This window comes from Ruegeria sp. H7, assembly GCF_056532945.1.
Map to the genome: position 1 here is coordinate 1 of NZ_JBQFNZ010000009.1, position 15,756 is coordinate 15,756.

14 protein-coding genes and 1 pseudogene are annotated in these 15,756 nt (G+C 57.2%); 6 read left to right on the top strand and 9 right to left on the bottom strand.

The window, feature by feature from the left end:
• Positions 1-394: 394 nt before the first annotated feature.
• Positions 395-1,015: a cysteine hydrolase family protein gene (locus ACR0AC_RS17520; RefSeq protein ID WP_171106045.1), complete on the top strand. Its 621-nt coding sequence runs from the start codon at positions 395-397 to the stop codon at positions 1,013-1,015.
• 208 nt (positions 1,016-1,223) lie between these two features.
• The gene (locus ACR0AC_RS17525; RefSeq protein WP_480781835.1) at positions 1,224-2,000 is read left to right on the top strand and encodes a 2-keto-4-pentenoate hydratase; all 777 of its coding nucleotides are present in this window, start codon (positions 1,224-1,226) and stop codon (positions 1,998-2,000) included.
• Positions 2,001-2,237: 237 nt separating this feature from the next.
• On the opposite strand, the gene ACR0AC_RS17530 is transcribed toward ACR0AC_RS17525, so the two are convergent.
• Positions 2,238-2,882: a cation efflux transmembrane domain-containing protein gene (locus ACR0AC_RS17530; RefSeq protein ID WP_170734126.1), complete on the bottom strand. Its 645-nt coding sequence runs from the start codon at positions 2,880-2,882 to the stop codon at positions 2,238-2,240.
• Positions 2,883-2,956: 74 nt separating this feature from the next.
• Between ACR0AC_RS17530 and ACR0AC_RS17535 the strand changes: the two genes are divergently transcribed.
• The 3 genes from ACR0AC_RS17535 to ACR0AC_RS17545 all read left to right on the top strand — a co-directional run bounded on the left by ACR0AC_RS17535 (position 2,957) and on the right by ACR0AC_RS17545 (position 5,381).
• Complete coding sequence (locus tag ACR0AC_RS17535; RefSeq protein ID WP_170520077.1) at positions 2,957-3,373, top strand: MerR family transcriptional regulator; 417 nt, start codon at positions 2,957-2,959, stop codon at positions 3,371-3,373.
• 136 nt (positions 3,374-3,509) lie between these two features.
• Positions 3,510-4,547 (top strand): IS110 family RNA-guided transposase, encoded by a 1,038-nt coding sequence (locus tag ACR0AC_RS17540; protein ID WP_480781909.1) that lies wholly within the window; start codon positions 3,510-3,512, stop codon positions 4,545-4,547.
• A gap of 345 nt (positions 4,548-4,892) precedes the next feature.
• Positions 4,893-5,381 carry a RidA family protein gene (locus tag ACR0AC_RS17545; protein ID WP_170520075.1) on the top strand — a complete coding sequence of 163 codons (489 nt, stop codon included), beginning with the start codon at positions 4,893-4,895 and terminating at the stop codon, positions 5,379-5,381.
• Positions 5,382-5,886: 505 nt separating this feature from the next.
• Here the strand turns inward: ACR0AC_RS17545 and ACR0AC_RS17550 are convergent.
• The 3 genes and pseudogenes from ACR0AC_RS17550 to ACR0AC_RS17560 all read right to left on the bottom strand — a co-directional run.
• Positions 5,887-6,258 (bottom strand): annotated as a pseudogene (locus tag ACR0AC_RS17550) (transposase); the annotation flags it as partial.
• A 6-nt stretch (positions 6,259-6,264) separates the two neighbouring features.
• Positions 6,265-8,682 (bottom strand): DNA topoisomerase (ATP-hydrolyzing) subunit B, encoded by a 2,418-nt coding sequence (gene gyrB, locus ACR0AC_RS17555; protein WP_170524376.1) that lies wholly within the window; start codon positions 8,680-8,682, stop codon positions 6,265-6,267.
• A 102-nt stretch (positions 8,683-8,784) separates the two neighbouring features.
• Positions 8,785-9,357, bottom strand: coding sequence for a TetR/AcrR family transcriptional regulator (locus ACR0AC_RS17560; RefSeq protein ID WP_480875131.1), 573 nt, complete (start codon positions 9,355-9,357; stop codon positions 8,785-8,787).
• A 100-nt stretch (positions 9,358-9,457) separates the two neighbouring features.
• Between ACR0AC_RS17560 and ACR0AC_RS17565 the strand changes: the two genes are divergently transcribed.
• Complete coding sequence (locus tag ACR0AC_RS17565) at positions 9,458-10,024, top strand: carboxymuconolactone decarboxylase family protein (RefSeq protein WP_480875134.1); 567 nt, start codon at positions 9,458-9,460, stop codon at positions 10,022-10,024.
• Here ACR0AC_RS17565 and recF read toward each other — a convergent pair.
• The 5 genes from recF to ACR0AC_RS17590 all read right to left on the bottom strand — a co-directional run bounded on the left by recF (position 10,021) and on the right by ACR0AC_RS17590 (position 15,739).
• The gene (recF, locus tag ACR0AC_RS17570; protein WP_170624737.1) at positions 10,021-11,115 is read right to left on the bottom strand and encodes a DNA replication/repair protein RecF; all 1,095 of its coding nucleotides are present in this window, start codon (positions 11,113-11,115) and stop codon (positions 10,021-10,023) included. The genes ACR0AC_RS17565 and recF overlap by 4 nt on opposite strands.
• A 59-nt stretch (positions 11,116-11,174) precedes the next feature.
• The gene (dnaN, locus tag ACR0AC_RS17575; protein WP_480875137.1) at positions 11,175-12,296 is read right to left on the bottom strand and encodes a DNA polymerase III subunit beta; all 1,122 of its coding nucleotides are present in this window, start codon (positions 12,294-12,296) and stop codon (positions 11,175-11,177) included.
• A 229-nt stretch (positions 12,297-12,525) separates the two neighbouring features.
• Positions 12,526-13,914: a chromosomal replication initiator protein DnaA gene (dnaA, locus tag ACR0AC_RS17580; protein ID WP_170634440.1), complete on the bottom strand. Its 1,389-nt coding sequence runs from the start codon at positions 13,912-13,914 to the stop codon at positions 12,526-12,528.
• A gap of 556 nt (positions 13,915-14,470) precedes the next feature.
• Positions 14,471-14,734, bottom strand: a complete 264-nt coding sequence (gene rpsT / locus ACR0AC_RS17585; protein ID WP_039541017.1) for a 30S ribosomal protein S20 — start codon at positions 14,732-14,734, stop codon at positions 14,471-14,473.
• 228 nt (positions 14,735-14,962) lie between these two features.
• Positions 14,963-15,739 carry an enoyl-CoA hydratase gene (locus ACR0AC_RS17590; RefSeq protein WP_480875140.1) on the bottom strand — a complete coding sequence of 259 codons (777 nt, stop codon included), beginning with the start codon at positions 15,737-15,739 and terminating at the stop codon, positions 14,963-14,965.
• Positions 15,740-15,756 lie beyond the last annotated feature (17 nt).

Below are 15,756 nucleotides of genomic sequence, written 5' to 3' on the forward strand. Positions count from 1 at the left end.
TGTAGTCATTTTCAATGACATCGCTGCTTTGGCGGAGTTGCACTACGGTTCTTCAGCCGAACCTCATCACGGTTTGAACAAACGGCTTACCTCAACATTTCGCACTGCAATTGAGTAGCCGCTGGTTGGAAGTCACAATTTTTCTGAATTGCTATATTCCGTATTTAGCTGCCCATTCTGGGCTGGGTACAGACCATCTCTACACTTAAACCCTAACGGCAATTTGCGGGCAATGTTGCCCTGGGCGCGAGTATACAGTTTTCATTCCAAAACAACGCAGCACAGCCTTGACCATACTTAGTTGCACATTTAGTCAAAATTGATCTGCCCGCTGGGACGGCCCGGCCAAGCAAGGGCGTTTTTTCAGGACGACCTGGCAAATTAGAGGTCGAACATGACAACTAAAACCAAACAAGCCAGGAAACTGATCGAAGGTAGACCTGCCCTGATCGTAATCGACATTCAAAAGAGCACGTTTATTGATGACAGCGAAGTACGCTCCATCGATAACATGCCGGGCTACAAAGAGCGCATGATCGCTGCGCGCGATTTGGTTGACGCTGCGCATGACAACAATGTGCCCGTCATCTTCGTTCAGGAAGTCCATCGTCCCGATCAGATCGACTTCGGCAGGGAACTGGATGGTGACGAAGACATACACTGTCTCGAAGGTGATCCACGTACGGAAGTTGCAAAAGATGAGATGGGATATCGCAAAGGTGACTACATCGTCTCGAAGCGACGGTATTCTGCGTTTTTTGGAACCGATTTCGAAATCCTGCTGCGCGGTTTAAAGGTGGACACACTTTTGTTGTGCGGCGGGCTGACAGATGTTTGTGTGCACTACACATTCGTCGATGGCCACCAATCAGACTACTTCTGCCGCGTTGTAGAAGATTGCGTTGGCGGGTCATCTTTCCAAGCCCATGAAGCTGCTCTCAAAGCTATGGAGTATCTACAAACCGGCGCTGTTCAGAGCAGAGAAGCAGTGATCAATTCCATCTCGTCGCTCTAAGTTGCAATTGAACTGTTAGTACCAGTTGGGGTGCATAATTTTTAGGGTGCAGCAACGGGTGGAGTTTTTTGTCGCCAGAACGCCTTGGACTTGCCCATTTGATGCAGAAGGTATCGACACTTTCAGTGCTAACCTTTGAGTTTTCGATTATAGACCTTCAAAATCTGGATTGCATCGTAATCCAGCCCTTGGTCCGTATAATGCGAATATGACAAGAGATGTTGAAGCAAACGCTCAGAAAATCGCTGATGCCCTGACCTCTGCCCAGCAGATATCTAATCTGTCTTCAGAGGCAGAACAGCTAACGCTGGATGACGCTTATTCGATTGCAAGACGCGTCCGAAAGCTTCAGGGCAAAAAGAGAGTTGGTAGAAAAGTCGGCTTCACGAACCGCGCGATTTGGCCTGTTTATGGTGTAGATCAACCCATTTGGGGAGAGGTTCACTCAGATGGGCTGTTTTCGACTGATCAGCCGGTAAACTTGGCAAGGTATTCAGAACCGAGAATCGAGCCAGAAATCGTACTTGGCCTCGGCGATGCGCCGACGGCTGAAATGAACAATGAGCAGTTGGCAGGTTGCGTGGATTGGGTTGCCCCGGGATTTGAAATTGTTCAATCGATTTATCCCAACTGGAAATTCTCGGTCGAAGACTCAATCGCAGCACAAGGATTGCACGGCTGCCTTGTTCTTGGCGACAAAATCGAGGCGACGCATGATGTCTTAACCGGCTTGGCCGAAGTGCCACTAGCATTGTTCAAGGGCACCGAGGCTATCGAGTCCGGCAAGGGTGAAAACGCGCTCGGCGGCCCAATTGAAGTCTTGGCTCATCTTGTGTCTCTGCTCTCCGAAGCCGACCAGCTTCAGGGAGGCGAGCTGGTTACAACCGGTACTTTGACAGACGCATGGCCAGTGTCTCCGGGTGAAGAATGGTCAGCTGGTTTTGGTGGCGTGATGGACACCGAGCTATCGGTACGATTTACATGAGGCTTTGGTAGATTGGTGACGCCTACTGCACCAAAGAAAAGTTGCTCTCAATAGCTGACCATGATGGTCTTCCACTGGTTTCATCAAATCTGGGACGCAATTTAACCAGGTCCGGTTTAGGCTCGGTGTCGTCGTTCGCTCAGTCGCGGCGAATGTCCGGAAAGCGGACATGCATCGCGATATTGCGAATGACCGCGTGGAGCCCATACCTGTGTAGTTTGCCCTCCGCAGCGAATGTTAGCTTGTCCGAGCTGTTCTATGCTCATGCGCTGCTTCCTCGTGCCGTTCCTCAAGAGCCTGACGAATGATCTGGTACGAAGATGACAAGAAGAGGCTTGCCATGATCGCAGCAACTATTAGGTCAGGCCAACCTGTTGCCGTGCCCCAGACGCCTAACGCGGCAATCATCACAGCTACGTTACCGATGGCGTCGTTCCGCGAGCATAGCCAGACTGATCGCACGTTGGCGTCTCCATCCTTGTAGCTAACAAGCAAGAATACGCTCGCAAGGTTTGTTGCGAGAGCCAACGCGCCGATGATGCCCATAATTTCGGCCTCTGGAACGCCCACGTAAAAAACACGGTAGACGGTAGACCCAAACACCCACGCACCCATAAAAAAGAGGCTGATCCCCTTTGCCAAGGCGGCATTCGTTCGAGCGCGGATAGACGCGCCGATCACAGCGAGGGAAATGCCGTAGGTCAGTGCGTCACCAAGGAAGTCGAGCGCGTCGGCCTGAAGTGCCTGAGACTTCGCGTAGTGTCCCGCGGTCATCTCGACCACGAACATCGTCGCATTCAACGCGATGACGATCCAAAGCCGACGTTTGTATTCGTTCGACATTCCGTCGAATTTCACCTCGTTGCCGCAGCACCCTGCCATCTCAAAACCTCTTCAGAATCGCGTCAGATCCAATGTAGTGTCTCTAGTGACTAGAGGTTCAAGAGGGTTTTCACATGTTCTCGATTGGCGAGCTTTCGAAGCGGACGAAGGTCAAAGTGCCCACCATCCGCTATTACGAAGAAATGGGTCTACTGGCCGCACCGGAACGGACGGCAGGCAACCAGCGGCGCTACACAAATGAGGGTTTGGAGCGCCTGAGCTTTATACGGCACGCGCGTGATCTCGGCTTCTCCATCGAAGCAATTTCTTCTTTGATTGAGTTACAGAACCATCCGGATCGGTCGTGCGAAGCGGCCACCGAAATCGCAGAAGGTCAGTTGTCCGAAGTACGCGCAAAGATCAAACGCCTCAAAGCTCTCGAATATGAATTGAAGCGCATCGCACAGGGATGTGACGGACGGGGTGTGGCAGAAGACTGTTACGTCCTGGCTTCGCTTGCAGACCATGACCTTTGTGGTCGAGATCACTGACCCACAAAAGCAGACATCTTTTCACTGATTTTGAACGGCCGCTTGGCGGACGAAGCATGGGTAATCGGGCTGGCCTGATGGATGGGTCAGGTTCTCGATAGAGTTGCAGCAGTTGCTGCAATCTGAGGAGAACGAAATGGATTACTTTGTGGGTTTGGACGTATCGCTGCGGTCTGTGGCCGTCTGCGTGATTGACGCCAGTGGCAAGCACGTCTTTGAACGCGCTGTTGCTTGCGAGATTGAAGATATTGCGGCCTGCCTACGCGATGTGCCGCAGGGCCAGTGCCGGATCGGCTTTGAGTCTGGCGCGATGAGCCAGCATCTCTATTTCGGCCTTCAAAGTGCTGGCTTTGATGTTGTGTGCATGGAAGCGCGCCAGGTAAATGCGGCGCTGTCCGCGATGCGGAACAAGACCGATAAAACGGACGCTCGTGGGATCGCGCAGGTTCTGCGGTCCGGGTGGTATAGCAAGGTCTTCATCAAGAGCCGGGAGGCGCACGCCTATCGCGCCTTGCTGAGCAGCCGAAAGGCTGTCCAAAAGAAATGCATCGATCTGGCAAATGAGGTTCGGGGGCTGTTCCGAGTCTTCGGTCTCCGCTTGCCGTCCCGCGTTGATCAGGGGTCGTTCGATGAGCGGGTCAGGCCGTTGATCGAAGCCGATCCGGATCTGTCTCGCGCCCTGCTGCCACTCTTGGACGCGCGAGCGATGCTCTATAAGACCTACCGCGAGTTGGACAGGCGCGTGAAGCAAGCCGCTAGTCACGACGCGATCTGCCTGCGCTTCATGGCGATACCCGGCGTCGGGCCAATCGCTACACTCACCTTCCGGGCTGCGGTCGATGATCCGACACGGTTCACCAGTTCTCGTACAGTTGCGGCGCACTTTGGATTGACGCCCCGACGATATCAATCTGGAGAAACCGACAATCCCGGCCGCATCTCCAAGGCTGGTGACCGTGATGTCCGTGCCACGCTTTACGCAGCAGCCAACGCAATGATGATGAGATCGGTCGCGAGTTCCGAGATCAAGAGCTGGGGTCTGCGCCTCATGCGCCGCAAGGGCCGCCGCCGGGCTGTCGTGGCCGTCGCTCGCAAACTGGCCGTCATCATGCACCGCATGTGGGCGGATAACACCGAGTTCCGTCACAGACCTTTGGAGGGCGCTATGACCTGACAGCCTCCCAAAGACAAGCGACGGGATCGTCCCTCACCGGACGAGGTCTGTAGATGACGCCGAATATGTCTGCTGCGACGATCTGAGCGCGAGACGAAGCGGGGCGCTCTACGTCCAATCCGACACATGCATGCAGCGGTCCAACCGAACCGGACCAACAATGACTGCGAAGAGAAGCGTGACCCGGATGAAGGACAGTGATCCCAAAAGTCGGAAACCAAACAATGAAATGAACTTGACCCAAAAGCCCGATTAGAGAAGCGGACATTGCAAAGTTTGGTGGTCGAGGCCAACTTTGGGCATGGTTTATGGTAAGGTCCTTGCATGTCAGCGAGGGAGAGTACCATGATCGACGCCGAACAGCGATTGATACACCACAACATCATTTTACCTGCGCCGCTGAAATTGCCTGTTGGTATGGTGTTGCCATTTCCGTGGATTAATGTTCGGGGCGACCGAGCGTTCGTATCTGGTCATGGACCACAAGAAATAGACGGTACTCCGGCCGGGCCATTTGGAGCAGTCGGGGAAAACGTGTCTGTTGAAGAGGGCTACGCCTCAGCACGCAAAGTCGGGCTTTCTATTCTCGGCAGTCTAAAGCGCGAACTTGGCAGTCTAAACCGAATAACGGGGTGGTGCCGAGTCCATGGGATGATCAATTGCAAATCTGGCTTTAGCGATACGCCTGCGGTTCTCAACGGTTTCACGGATTTGATCATTGACGTCTTTGGAGAAGAGATTGGCCGCCATTCACGTACGGCGGTCGGGGTGGCAGGTCTACCAATCAACTTCCCAATTGAAATCGAAGCAGAGGTTATTGTCTCAACGGCCTAGAATACACGTGAATCCGGAACGACGTACTGGTCAAAGAGGAGCAGGAATGTCGCTGCGCCGGGCAGAAGTACTGTATGGAAGAAGGCATTTGGGTGAGCCAGATCCGCCTCAGCAGGACTCAGCCCAACAGACGACCAAGAAAGAGGAACCGGCAACTACAAAGTTACAGAAGAGATGTGGAATTCGGTGATCTATATTGGACCAGGCTGTTCACTGGTGAGAGACCGTTAGTTTGAGCAATTTCGATGTCCGCTTCTCTAATTGGGCGTTTGGGTCAAGCTCGTATTTCTTCGTTGTTTGGGATCTTTTTCGCTCATCCGGGTCACGCTTCTCTTCGCAGTCTGATTGACGCCGCGCGTGGCATCGCTGCACGCATGTGTCGGATTGGTTGTGGAGAGCCTCGCTTTGAGACGCGCTTTTGTTGGCGCAGCAGACATTTTCGGCTTCATCCACGAACCTCGTCCGGTGAGGACGACCCCGTTCAGATTGATGTAGGGCGTTTAGATCATGCCATGCCCTCCATCTTTTCCGAACGGAACTCGGTTCCATCCGCCCACATTCGGTGAAGCATGACAGCCAATTTGCGAGCAACAGCCACAACGGCGCGTCGACGCCCTTTAGTGCGCATCAGGCGCATACCCCATGACTTGATCTGCGATCCGGCCATGGTTCGCATGAGCAAGGCATTGGCAGCAGCATAGAGGGTTGCACGGACATCTCGATCCCCGGCTTTGGATATACGTCCGGGGTTGTCATGCTCACCGGATTGGAACCGTCGGGGTGTCAGCCCAAAGTGGGCGGCCACTGTTCGGGATCGTTTGAAGCGCGCAGGGTCATCGACAGCGGCCTTGAACGTCAGGGCTGCGATTGGTCCAACAACGCCTCAGAAATCCAAATTCTCAACGCTCAGCGCGTTTTGCTGGATGAACTCTCGGCGGGGTTCGACCACGTCGCCCATCAGCTTGGTGAACAGGTCGTCTGCCTCGACCATGTCGTCCACGCGCACTTGCAGCAGGGTACGTGCATCCGGATCCAGTGTGGTTTCCCATAGCTGGTCGGGGTTCATTTCGCCCAGACCTTTGTAGCGTTGCAGCGACAGGCCCTTTTCGCCCTCTTCCAGAATCGCGCGCAGCAGGTCCAGGGGCCCGTGGATGGCTTGCATCCGGTCGCGGCGGATCAGGGTGGCTGGGGTGTTGTAGACCTCTTGCAGGCTTTGGGTGAAGCTGCCGGTCTTGCGCGCCTCGCCCGAGCGCAGCATGGGGCCGTCCAGCGTGCGGACCTCTTCGACGCCGCGCAGGATGCGGGCCAGACGGATGCCGTGATCCTGTGTGATCCGGCCCTGCCAGCCGCGCTCGTATTCCAGCGCGATCAGATCGAGGCGGGCGGCGACCTTGTCGGCCACGCCCTGCAGATCGGCATCCACCGCGCCCGGCACAAAGGCCCCGGCAACGGCGGCTTGTTCCAGAATGTGGCGCGGATAATGTGTCGGGAAGGCGTCCAGCACACGTTTCAACTGTCGCGCCTCGTCGACCACACGGGTCAGGTCCTGACCGATGATCTCTTCGCCTGAACCCAGTTTCAGCACCGCGCCCTCAACCCCCTGATTGATCAGGTAATCATCCAGCGCCGCCTGATCTTTCAGGTAAACCTCTGATTTACCGCGCGACACCTTATAGAGCGGTGGCTGCGCGATATAGAGATACCCGCCTTCGATCAGTTCCGGCATTTGCCGGTAGAAGAACGTCAGCAGCAGCGTCCGAATATGCGCACCGTCCACATCCGCATCGGTCATGATGACGATCTTGTGGTAGCGCAGCTTTTCGATGTTGAACTCATCCCGGCCAATGCCGGTGCCCAGCGCCATCACCAGATTGCCGATTTCCTGCGAGGACAGCATCCGGTCAAACCGCGCCCGTTCGACGTTCAGGATCTTCCCGCGCAGGGGCAGAACCGCCTGCGTCAGCCGGTCCCGGCCCGTTTGCGCCGATCCACCGGCCGAGTCCCCCTCGACGAGGAAGACTTCGGTCTTGGACGGGTCTTTTTCGGAGCAGTCCTTCAGCTTGCCAGCCAGATAGTTCACGTCCATCGCCGTCTTGCGGCGGGTCAGTTCGCGAGCCTTGCGCGCCGCCTCACGGGCCAGCGCGGCCTCGATGATCTTGCCGACGATGGTCTTGGCCTCGTTCGGGTTTTCCTCAAACCACTCGGCCAGTTTCTCGTTCATCAGACCTTCGACCGCCGGGCGCACCTCGGAGCTGACCAGCTTGTCCTTGGTCTGGGATGAGAATTTCGGGTCGGGCACCTTGACCGACAGCACACAGGTCAGGCCCTCGCGCGCGTCGTCACCGGTAAAGCTGACCTTTTCCTTCTTCGCGATCCCACTGGACTGCGCATAGTTGTTGATGGTCCGCGTCAGCGCACCGCGGAAGCCTGCCACATGGGTGCCGCCATCCCGCTGAGGGATGTTGTTGGTGAAGGGCAGCACCGTCTCGTGGTAGCTGTCATTCCACCACATGGCGATTTCCACGCCGATATCGTCGCGCTCACCCTTGATATAGATCGGCTCAGGCATCGCCGCCGTCTTGGAGCGGTCCAGATATTTGACAAACTCCTTGACGCCGCCCTCATAGAACAGCTCGGTTTCCAGCCGTTCCGCCGGGCGTTCATCGATCAGGATGATGCGCACGCCCGAGTTCAGGAAGGCCAGTTCGCGCAGGCGCTTTTCCAGCGTCTCAAACGAGTATTCCAGGTTCGAGAACGTGTCGGTCGAGGCCAGGAACCGCACCTCGGTCCCGGTGCGGTCGCCGCATTCCTCGACCACCTTCAGATGCTCGGCCGTCTCGCCGCCTTCAAACCGGGCAACGTGTTCCTTGCCGTTCCGCCAGACGCGCAGTTCCAGCCAGTCGGACAGCGCGTTCACCACCGAAACGCCAACGCCGTGCAACCCGCCCGACACCTTGTACGAGTTGCTGTCAAACTTACCACCCGCGTGCAGTTGGGTCATGATGACCTCGGCAGCGGACACGCCTTCCTCGGGGTGAATATCCACCGGAATTCCGCGCCCGTTGTCACTGACCGAGACGCTGGAATCGGCGTGGATTTTCACCGTCACATGGTCGGCATGACCGGCCAGAGCCTCATCGATCCCATTGTCGACAACCTCATACACCATGTGGTGCAGACCCGAGCCATCATCCGTGTCCCCGATATACATACCGGGACGCTTGCGAACAGCTTCTAACCCTTTGAGAACCTTGATGGAATCCGCGCCGTATTCCTGTGGTGCCTGTGCGTCTTCGGACATTCAGTCAGTACCTATATTATTTTGATAACTTATACGTTTTCTGGTGGGGATTGTCACGCGCTACCCCCACATTTTGTGCCATTCGCTGCCGATCGCGAAAGGTCAAAGCCTGTCCAGATCAGCCGCGATATCCGTGGCGATAGCAGCGGCGTCCACGTCTCTGCGCTCAGCTGACAGACGCAGCCCCAAAAGGTCGGATTGGTAGCGCGCGGCCAACCGTTCGGGATCATGCTCGGGCCCGATCTCCTCGTCCATTTGCGCGCGCCGAAACAGGGCGGCAAAACATGCTTTCATCTCGGCCATATAGGCACCTGCCCGATCCGCCAAATCGTGATCCTTCGCCTGCAACTCGGCATAGGTTTTGGCCAGCATGCAGGCTTTGGCTGGCATATCCGCCGCCTCGATCACCCGAAACGGCTGCGCCTTCAGCGCGCCTTTTGGCCCAAGCTCCTCAGCCAGCACCTCAAGCCGCGCGATGCCGTCCTGCGTGTAGCGCTTCAATGCCAGCGCATACAGCGCGTCTTTCGACCCAAAGGCTGCATAGAAACTGCCGGGTTTCAGCTTCAATTCACGCTCAAGATCTTTCAGCGAGGTCCCCGCCCATCCCTGACGCCAGAACATATCCCTGGCCTGCGCGATCAGCGCGTCTCGGTCATATCCGGGTTTTCTTGGCATTCTCTTCACCATTTCTTGAACGATTGCTCAAATATATACTTGAGTGATTGCTCAAGAAACCCTATTTCTGCCTTATCGCGCCAGAAACAGGAGTTTTGACATGGCAAACTTCCCCTCTCATGACCTCGAAACCGCCCCGGAAGGGTCCAAACCACTGCTGGAAAAGTCGCAGGCTGCCTTTGGTCGTCTGCCGGGCCTGCACAAGGTGATGTCTGAAAGCCCGCAACATCTGGAAGGCTATCAGGTTCTGCATCACCTGTTCATGCAGACCGATTTCGACAATGACGAGAAAACCGTGGTCTGGCAGACCATCAATGTGGAGAACGAGTGCCATTACTGCGTCCCGGCCCATACAGGCATTGCCAAGATGATGAAGGTCTCGGATGAGATCACCGAGGCGCTGCGCAACGAAACCCCGCTGCCATCGGCCAAGCTTGAGGCGCTGCGCAGCTTCACCCTGCAGATGATGGAAACCCGCGGCAACGTCACCAACGCACAGATGCAGGCATTCTTTGACGCAGGTTACTCGCACCGCGCGGTTCTGGACGTGGTTCTGGGTCTGGCGCAGAAAACCATGTCGAACTACGTCAACCACATGGCACAAACACCGGTCGACGAAGTGATGCGCGGCTTCCTGTGGGAACGTAAAGTCAGCGAACCCGCCTAAACGACGACCGAGCCCGCGTCGCCTTCGGTGACAACCAGCGTCTGGGCCCGGTCCCCCAATTCCGCAAACAGTTCAGGCCCGGTGCCCGTCATCCAGGCCTGAGCCCCCAGCGCGCAAATCTCATCATACAGCGCCGCCCGTCGATCCGCGTCCAGATGCGCGGCCACCTCATCCAGCAACACAATGGGCGGGGCCCCGACCATCCCGGCCAGCGCCCGCGCATTCGACAGGATCAGCGAGACAAGCAACGCCTTCTGTTCACCAGTCGAGCAATCCTTGGCCGGCACGCCCTTGGCCGCAAACACTCCGTACAGATCAGACCGGTGAGGCCCCACCAAAGTCCGCCCCGCCGCCAGATCGCGAAACCGGCTTTCGTTGAGCGCCTCTCGCAGGTCGTCTGCTGTATCTGGCATCGCACCTTCGGTCTGCACCAATTCCAGATCAGCCGACGGAAACGCCGTCTCTGCCTGGTCCTGCGCCACGCGCAGATGATCCAGCGCCGCCAACCGCGCTGCGTGAATGCGATACCCGGTTTCGGCCATCTGTCCTTCCAGCGCGGCGTACCAATGGGCATCGCGCACCTGCTCTTTCAGCAGGCGATTCCGTTCCCGCATGGATTTTTCATAAGTCAGGGATGCCTCAGCATGCGAGGGATCAAAACTCAGCGCGATCCGGTCCAGAAACCGCCGCCGCCCCTCGGCCCCCTCGATCCACAGCCGATCCATCGAGGGGATCAGCCAGACAACCCGCGCCAGCTTGCTCAGATCAATCTGACTCGCCGCCTTGCCATCAATCCGAACCTGCCGCGCCGCGCCACCCTCGGACCAGGTCTCGATCTCGTAGCGTTGCCCCTGCGCCTGCAACAGCCCGGACAGCTTCCAGCCCAGCGCCTCGGGCCGCCGCGTCATCTCGGCCGCGCTCGCCCGCCGCATCCCGCGCCCAGGCGAAAACAGGGACACCGCTTCCAGAATGTTGGTCTTCCCGGCCCCGTTCGGCCCATGAATCGCCACAGGCCGCCCATCCAAAGACAACCGCGCCAGCTTGTGAGACCGAAAATGCGAGACCGTAAGCTCGGTCAGGGCCAATCCCATGACCCCTCCCTTCTTCTGTTCAAAAATACCTCCGCCGGAGGCATCGCGCGCCAGCGCGATCAGACGCGCATCGGCATGACAACGTAAACCGCGCTTTGATCATTGCCTTCACGCATCAGGGTCGGATCACCGGCAGAATTGAACAGGAACACTGCATTTTCACGATCGACCTGAGACGCAATCTCCAACAGATATTTCGCGTTGAATCCGATCTCCAACCGCTCATCGCCATAGGCCACGGCCAGTTCTTCTTCGGCCGCGCCGCTGTCCGGGGCATTGACCGACAGCACCAGTTTGTCACCGTCCAATTGCAGCTTCACCGCGCGCGAGCGTTCGGATGAAACCGTTGCCACCCGATCCACGGCCTGAGCGAATTCAACCGCGTCCACTTCCAATTTGCGAGTATTGCCCTGCGGAATAACGCGGGTGTAGTCGGGGAAGGTGCCGTCAATGACCTTTGAGGTCAACGTGATGTCGGGCGTCGCAAAACGCACCTTGGTTTCGCTGACCGACACGGCGATGTCCATCTCGTCATCGTCCAGCAGTTTGCGCAACTCACCCACGGTCTTGCGCGGCACGATCACGCCGGGCATGTCCGCCGCCCCATCCGGACAATCCGCGTCGATCCGCGCCAGTCGGTGACCATCGGTAGCCACGCAGCGCAACACCTTGCTGCCGTCGGAGCCATCCGTGACATGCATGTAAACGCCGTTCAGGTAATAGCGCGTCTCTTCCGTCGAGATCGCAAATTTAGATTTGTCGAACAGCCGCCGCAGCAGCGCCGCCGAGGCCGTAAAGTTCGATTGATATTCCGAGGACGCCATCACCGGGAAATCCTCTTTCGGCAATGTCGCCAGCGAGAAATTCGAGCGACCCGCCTCAACCGTCAAACGGCCCGCAGCGCTGTCCGCCGTCAGTGTCACCAGCGCCCCGTCAGGCAGTTTGCGCACAATCTCATGCAGCGTTGTGGCCGCCACTGTGGTCGCCCCGGCCTTCTCGACCTGCGCCGGAGCCTTGTCGACCACTTCGATATCCAGATCGGTGGCGCGGAACTGAACCTGATCGCCTTCGGCCTCGATCAGCACATTGGCCAGGATCGGAATTGTGTTGCGACGTTCGACAACCGATTGGGCCTGCGAAACGGCCTTGAGAAGGGTGCCGCGTTCGATGCTGATCTTCATACCCTCAATTCCTCTGACTTAAGTGCCGAAATGGGCGGGACTGGCACGTTAGCGGTTCAGCCCTGAGGCACAAGGATTTTTTACGGATTTCTGGGTTGGAAAACCCATTCGGTCAAGGGGCGCGTTGTGCTGTGGACACAGTTCATCCGCGACCGTGGACAATTGCGCACAAGAAAACGCCCCGGAACCCAAGTCCCGAGGCGTCTCTGAGTGGTTTTAGGGGTAAACCTCAGGCTTCCAGCGCGCGACGCAGCATTTCCACGTCTTCCGCGATCTGGCCATCCGTCACTTTCAGCTCTTCGATGCGTTTGACACCATGCATGACCGTGGTGTGGTCGCGCCCGCCAAAGCGGCGCCCGATCTCGGGCAGGGACCGGCTGGTCAGCTGCTTGCACAGATACATCGCCACCTGACGCGGACGCGCGTAAGACCGCAGGCGTTTCGGACCGATGATGTCGGACAGACGAATGTTGTAATAATCCGAGACTTTGCGCTGAATCTCTTCGACGGTGATCTTGCGCTCCGATGCGCGCAGCACATCGGCCAGACAATCCTGCGTCAATTCCATATCGATCTCACGCCCGACCAGCGAGGCGAAGGCAAAGAGACGCGTCAACGCGCCTTCCAGCACCCGAACATTGGTCGAGATGCGATGGGCGAGGAATTCAAGCACGCCATCCGCGATAACCAGATCCGGATAGGTGCTGATATGCTGCTGCACCTTGTTCTGCAGGATGCCCAGACGCAGTTCATAATCGGTCGGGTGCAGATCAACGACCAGACCACATTGCAGGCGCGACTTCACGCGCTCTTCCAGATCCTTGATTTCACCGGGGGCGCGGTCGGCCGAGATGATGATCTGCTTGTTCTGATCGACCAGCGCGTTGAATGTGTGGAAGAATTCCTCCTGCGTCGAATCCTTCCCGGCGATGAACTGCACGTCATCGACCATCAGCACATCGACCGAACGGAACAGATGTTTGAAATCCATCATCCGACGCTCGCGCAGGGCCTGAACAAAGCGGTACATGAACTGTTCCGCCGACAGGTACAGCACATTCAGTTCGGGATGCTTGGTTTTCAACTCCCACGCAATGGCGTGCATCAGGTGCGTCTTACCCAGACCGACACCCCCATACAGGACCAGCGGGTTGAACGTCACCGGCCCGCCCTCCGAGACGCGGCGCGCAGCGGCATGGGCCAATTCGTTCGGCTTGCCGACGACAAAGCTGTCAAAAGTAAAGCGCGCATCCAGCGGTGCGGCCTGAAGGGAATCCAAGGCCTCCTGCGCAACATCTGATCTGGCAGCAGGCGCTTCTGCCACAGGCTCGGGATCGGCCTGAGGGCGCGCAACGGGATTGGGGCGCGCCGGCGTATTTGCGGCAACACGGAAATCCAGGCGCTGCACGGATTCGCCCGACGTGTTCAGTTCATACAAAATGAGGTCGGCAAAGTTTTGGCTTACGTAATTGCCCATAAAGTTTGTCGGCACGGAAAACACCGCCACACCGTCCTGCAGCTCTTCGAACTCCAGCGGTTCGATCCAGGTCGTGTAGTTGTTCCGGCCAATCACCTTAAGCAATTTATTACGCAGTAGTCCCCATTTCTCTTGTGTCATCAAGCGCCTCACGCATCCCATTCTTTATTGGCCTGTCGGCCTTATTCATACGGATCCGGTAACCCGGATTACGAAAACACACGCACAGGGATACGGTGCGCCGGACCGAGTAGTCCGGCGGGTTATTCGCCCGAATGTCAGTACTGCCAGGTTCAGACGCCAAACAAAACAACAGCGTCCGGCAAACCGGGTGGCACATCGCAAACACATTTTTTAGACAGGGCCCGGATCAGCGGTTATCCCGAGATCCATGGCAGATCGGCAGCCCGGCCAAGGCCGGTCAACGACGCTAGCTCCTCAATCATCCTGATGCCCGTCAGTCTGACCGAGGAAACAGCCTGTCCCCCCAAGCGAGTGAATCGCTGTAACAGTGGTAGCAAGATGAAATGGGTCGCGGCAACGAAACTCTGATATTGACTCGGCTCTTTGGCCGAAAGAATCTCTCGGTTTCGTGAGGGCGCGGTATTCCGGCAACACGTGAAAAAGGCGCCGCTGCCCGCGACGCCTTTCAATTTAGTTCAGCCTTTCTGACATGACCCTAGGTCACCCAAAAAGCTTAACCCAGTGCTTTGACGCGGGCCGACAGGCGCGACATTTTGCGGGCTGCGGTGTTCTTGTGGAAGACGCCTTTGGTGACACCGCGCATCAGCTCGGGCTGAGCGGCGCGTAGGGCTGCGGTGGCCGCGTCCTTGTCGCCGGATGCGATCGCTTCTTCAACTTTGCGCAGGTAGGTGCGGATGCGCGAACGACGCGCTTTGTTAACGGCGAAACGCTTTTCGTTCTGACGTGCGCGCTTCTTTGCCTGGGGCGAGTTAGCCATGTGTTTCTTGACCTTTGTTCGGTACGGTTATCTTGGGTTGCGCGCCACGGATATATCCGCACCGGATCAGAAATCACGAGTGTGAGTCGGGCCAAGCGGGCCGCACGCGCATGTATAGCGGCGCTAGTTATCCAAGTTTGCGGTCTTTGCCAAGCCGATTCTTTACCGGCGCATAGCGGCCATGAAAAAAGGCGGGTCGGGCCCGCCTGTTTCGAATGCTCCGCTGGTTTACTTGTCGCGGAACTGGGCTGCGCGTTTTTCCAGGAAGGCGGCCATACCCTCTTTCTGGTCTTCGGTCGCAAACATCGAATGGAAGACGCGACGCTCGAACAGCATCCCTTCGTTCAGCGGCAATTCATAGCTGCGGTTCACGGCCTCCTTGGCGGCGATCGCGGTCAGCTGGGATTTCTCGGCAATCTTCTGGGCTGCCCCCATCGCCTCTTCAATCAGCTTCTTGGCCTGGACCACGCGGCTGACAAGACCTGCGCGCTCGGCCTCTTCGGCGTCCATGAAGCGGCCGGTCAGGTTCATGTCCATCGCTTTCGACTTGCCCACAAAGCGTGTCAGACGCTGCGTGCCCCCCAAGCCTGCGATGACACCCAGATTGATCTCGGGCTGTCCGAATTTAGCGGTATCGGCGGCAATGATGAAGTCACACATCATCGCCAGTTCGCAGCCCCCGCCCAGCGCATATCCCGCAACGGCGGCGATGATTGGCTTGCGGATGGCTGTGACGCGGTCGTTGGCGTCAGCAAACAGATTGGTGTTGAACACATCGACAAAGCTCATCTCGGACATTTCCTTGATGTCCGCACCGGCGGCAAAGGCTTTGTCCGAGCCGGTGATCACGATGCAGCGCACCTTGTCGTTGCAGTCAGCGTCTTCCAGCGCATCGCACAACTCACCCAGCAACTGAGTGTTCAGCGCGTTCATCGCGTCCGGTCGGTTGAGCTTGATAAGGGCGACGTGGTCTTCGATTTCGACGATGATCGTCTCAAAAGCCATGAGGTGAAAGCTTCCGG

Excerpts from the sequence above, each read along its gene's own strand:
- ACR0AC_RS17520 (WP_171106045.1), top strand. The coding sequence starts at position 395 with ATGACAACTAAAACCAAACAAGCCAGGAAACTGATCGAAGGTAGACCT.
- ACR0AC_RS17525 (WP_480781835.1), top strand. The coding sequence starts at position 1,224 with ATGACAAGAGATGTTGAAGCAAACGCTCAGAAAATCGCTGATGCCCTG.
- ACR0AC_RS17530 (WP_170734126.1), bottom strand. The coding sequence starts at position 2,882 with ATGGCAGGGTGCTGCGGCAACGAGGTGAAATTCGACGGAATGTCGAAC.
- ACR0AC_RS17535 (WP_170520077.1), top strand. The coding sequence starts at position 2,957 with ATGTTCTCGATTGGCGAGCTTTCGAAGCGGACGAAGGTCAAAGTGCCC.
- ACR0AC_RS17540 (WP_480781909.1), top strand. The coding sequence starts at position 3,510 with ATGGATTACTTTGTGGGTTTGGACGTATCGCTGCGGTCTGTGGCCGTC.
- ACR0AC_RS17545 (WP_170520075.1), top strand. The coding sequence starts at position 4,893 with ATGATCGACGCCGAACAGCGATTGATACACCACAACATCATTTTACCT.
- gyrB (WP_170524376.1), bottom strand. The coding sequence starts at position 8,682 with ATGTCCGAAGACGCACAGGCACCACAGGAATACGGCGCGGATTCCATC.
- ACR0AC_RS17560 (WP_480875131.1), bottom strand. The coding sequence starts at position 9,357 with ATGCCAAGAAAACCCGGATATGACCGAGACGCGCTGATCGCGCAGGCC.
- ACR0AC_RS17565 (WP_480875134.1), top strand. The coding sequence starts at position 9,458 with ATGGCAAACTTCCCCTCTCATGACCTCGAAACCGCCCCGGAAGGGTCC.
- recF (WP_170624737.1), bottom strand. The coding sequence starts at position 11,115 with ATGGGATTGGCCCTGACCGAGCTTACGGTCTCGCATTTTCGGTCTCAC.
- dnaN (WP_480875137.1), bottom strand. The coding sequence starts at position 12,296 with ATGAAGATCAGCATCGAACGCGGCACCCTTCTCAAGGCCGTTTCGCAG.
- dnaA (WP_170634440.1), bottom strand. The coding sequence starts at position 13,914 with ATGACACAAGAGAAATGGGGACTACTGCGTAATAAATTGCTTAAGGTG.
- rpsT (WP_039541017.1), bottom strand. The coding sequence starts at position 14,734 with ATGGCTAACTCGCCCCAGGCAAAGAAGCGCGCACGTCAGAACGAAAAG.
- ACR0AC_RS17590 (WP_480875140.1), bottom strand. The coding sequence starts at position 15,739 with ATGGCTTTTGAGACGATCATCGTCGAAATCGAAGACCACGTCGCCCTT.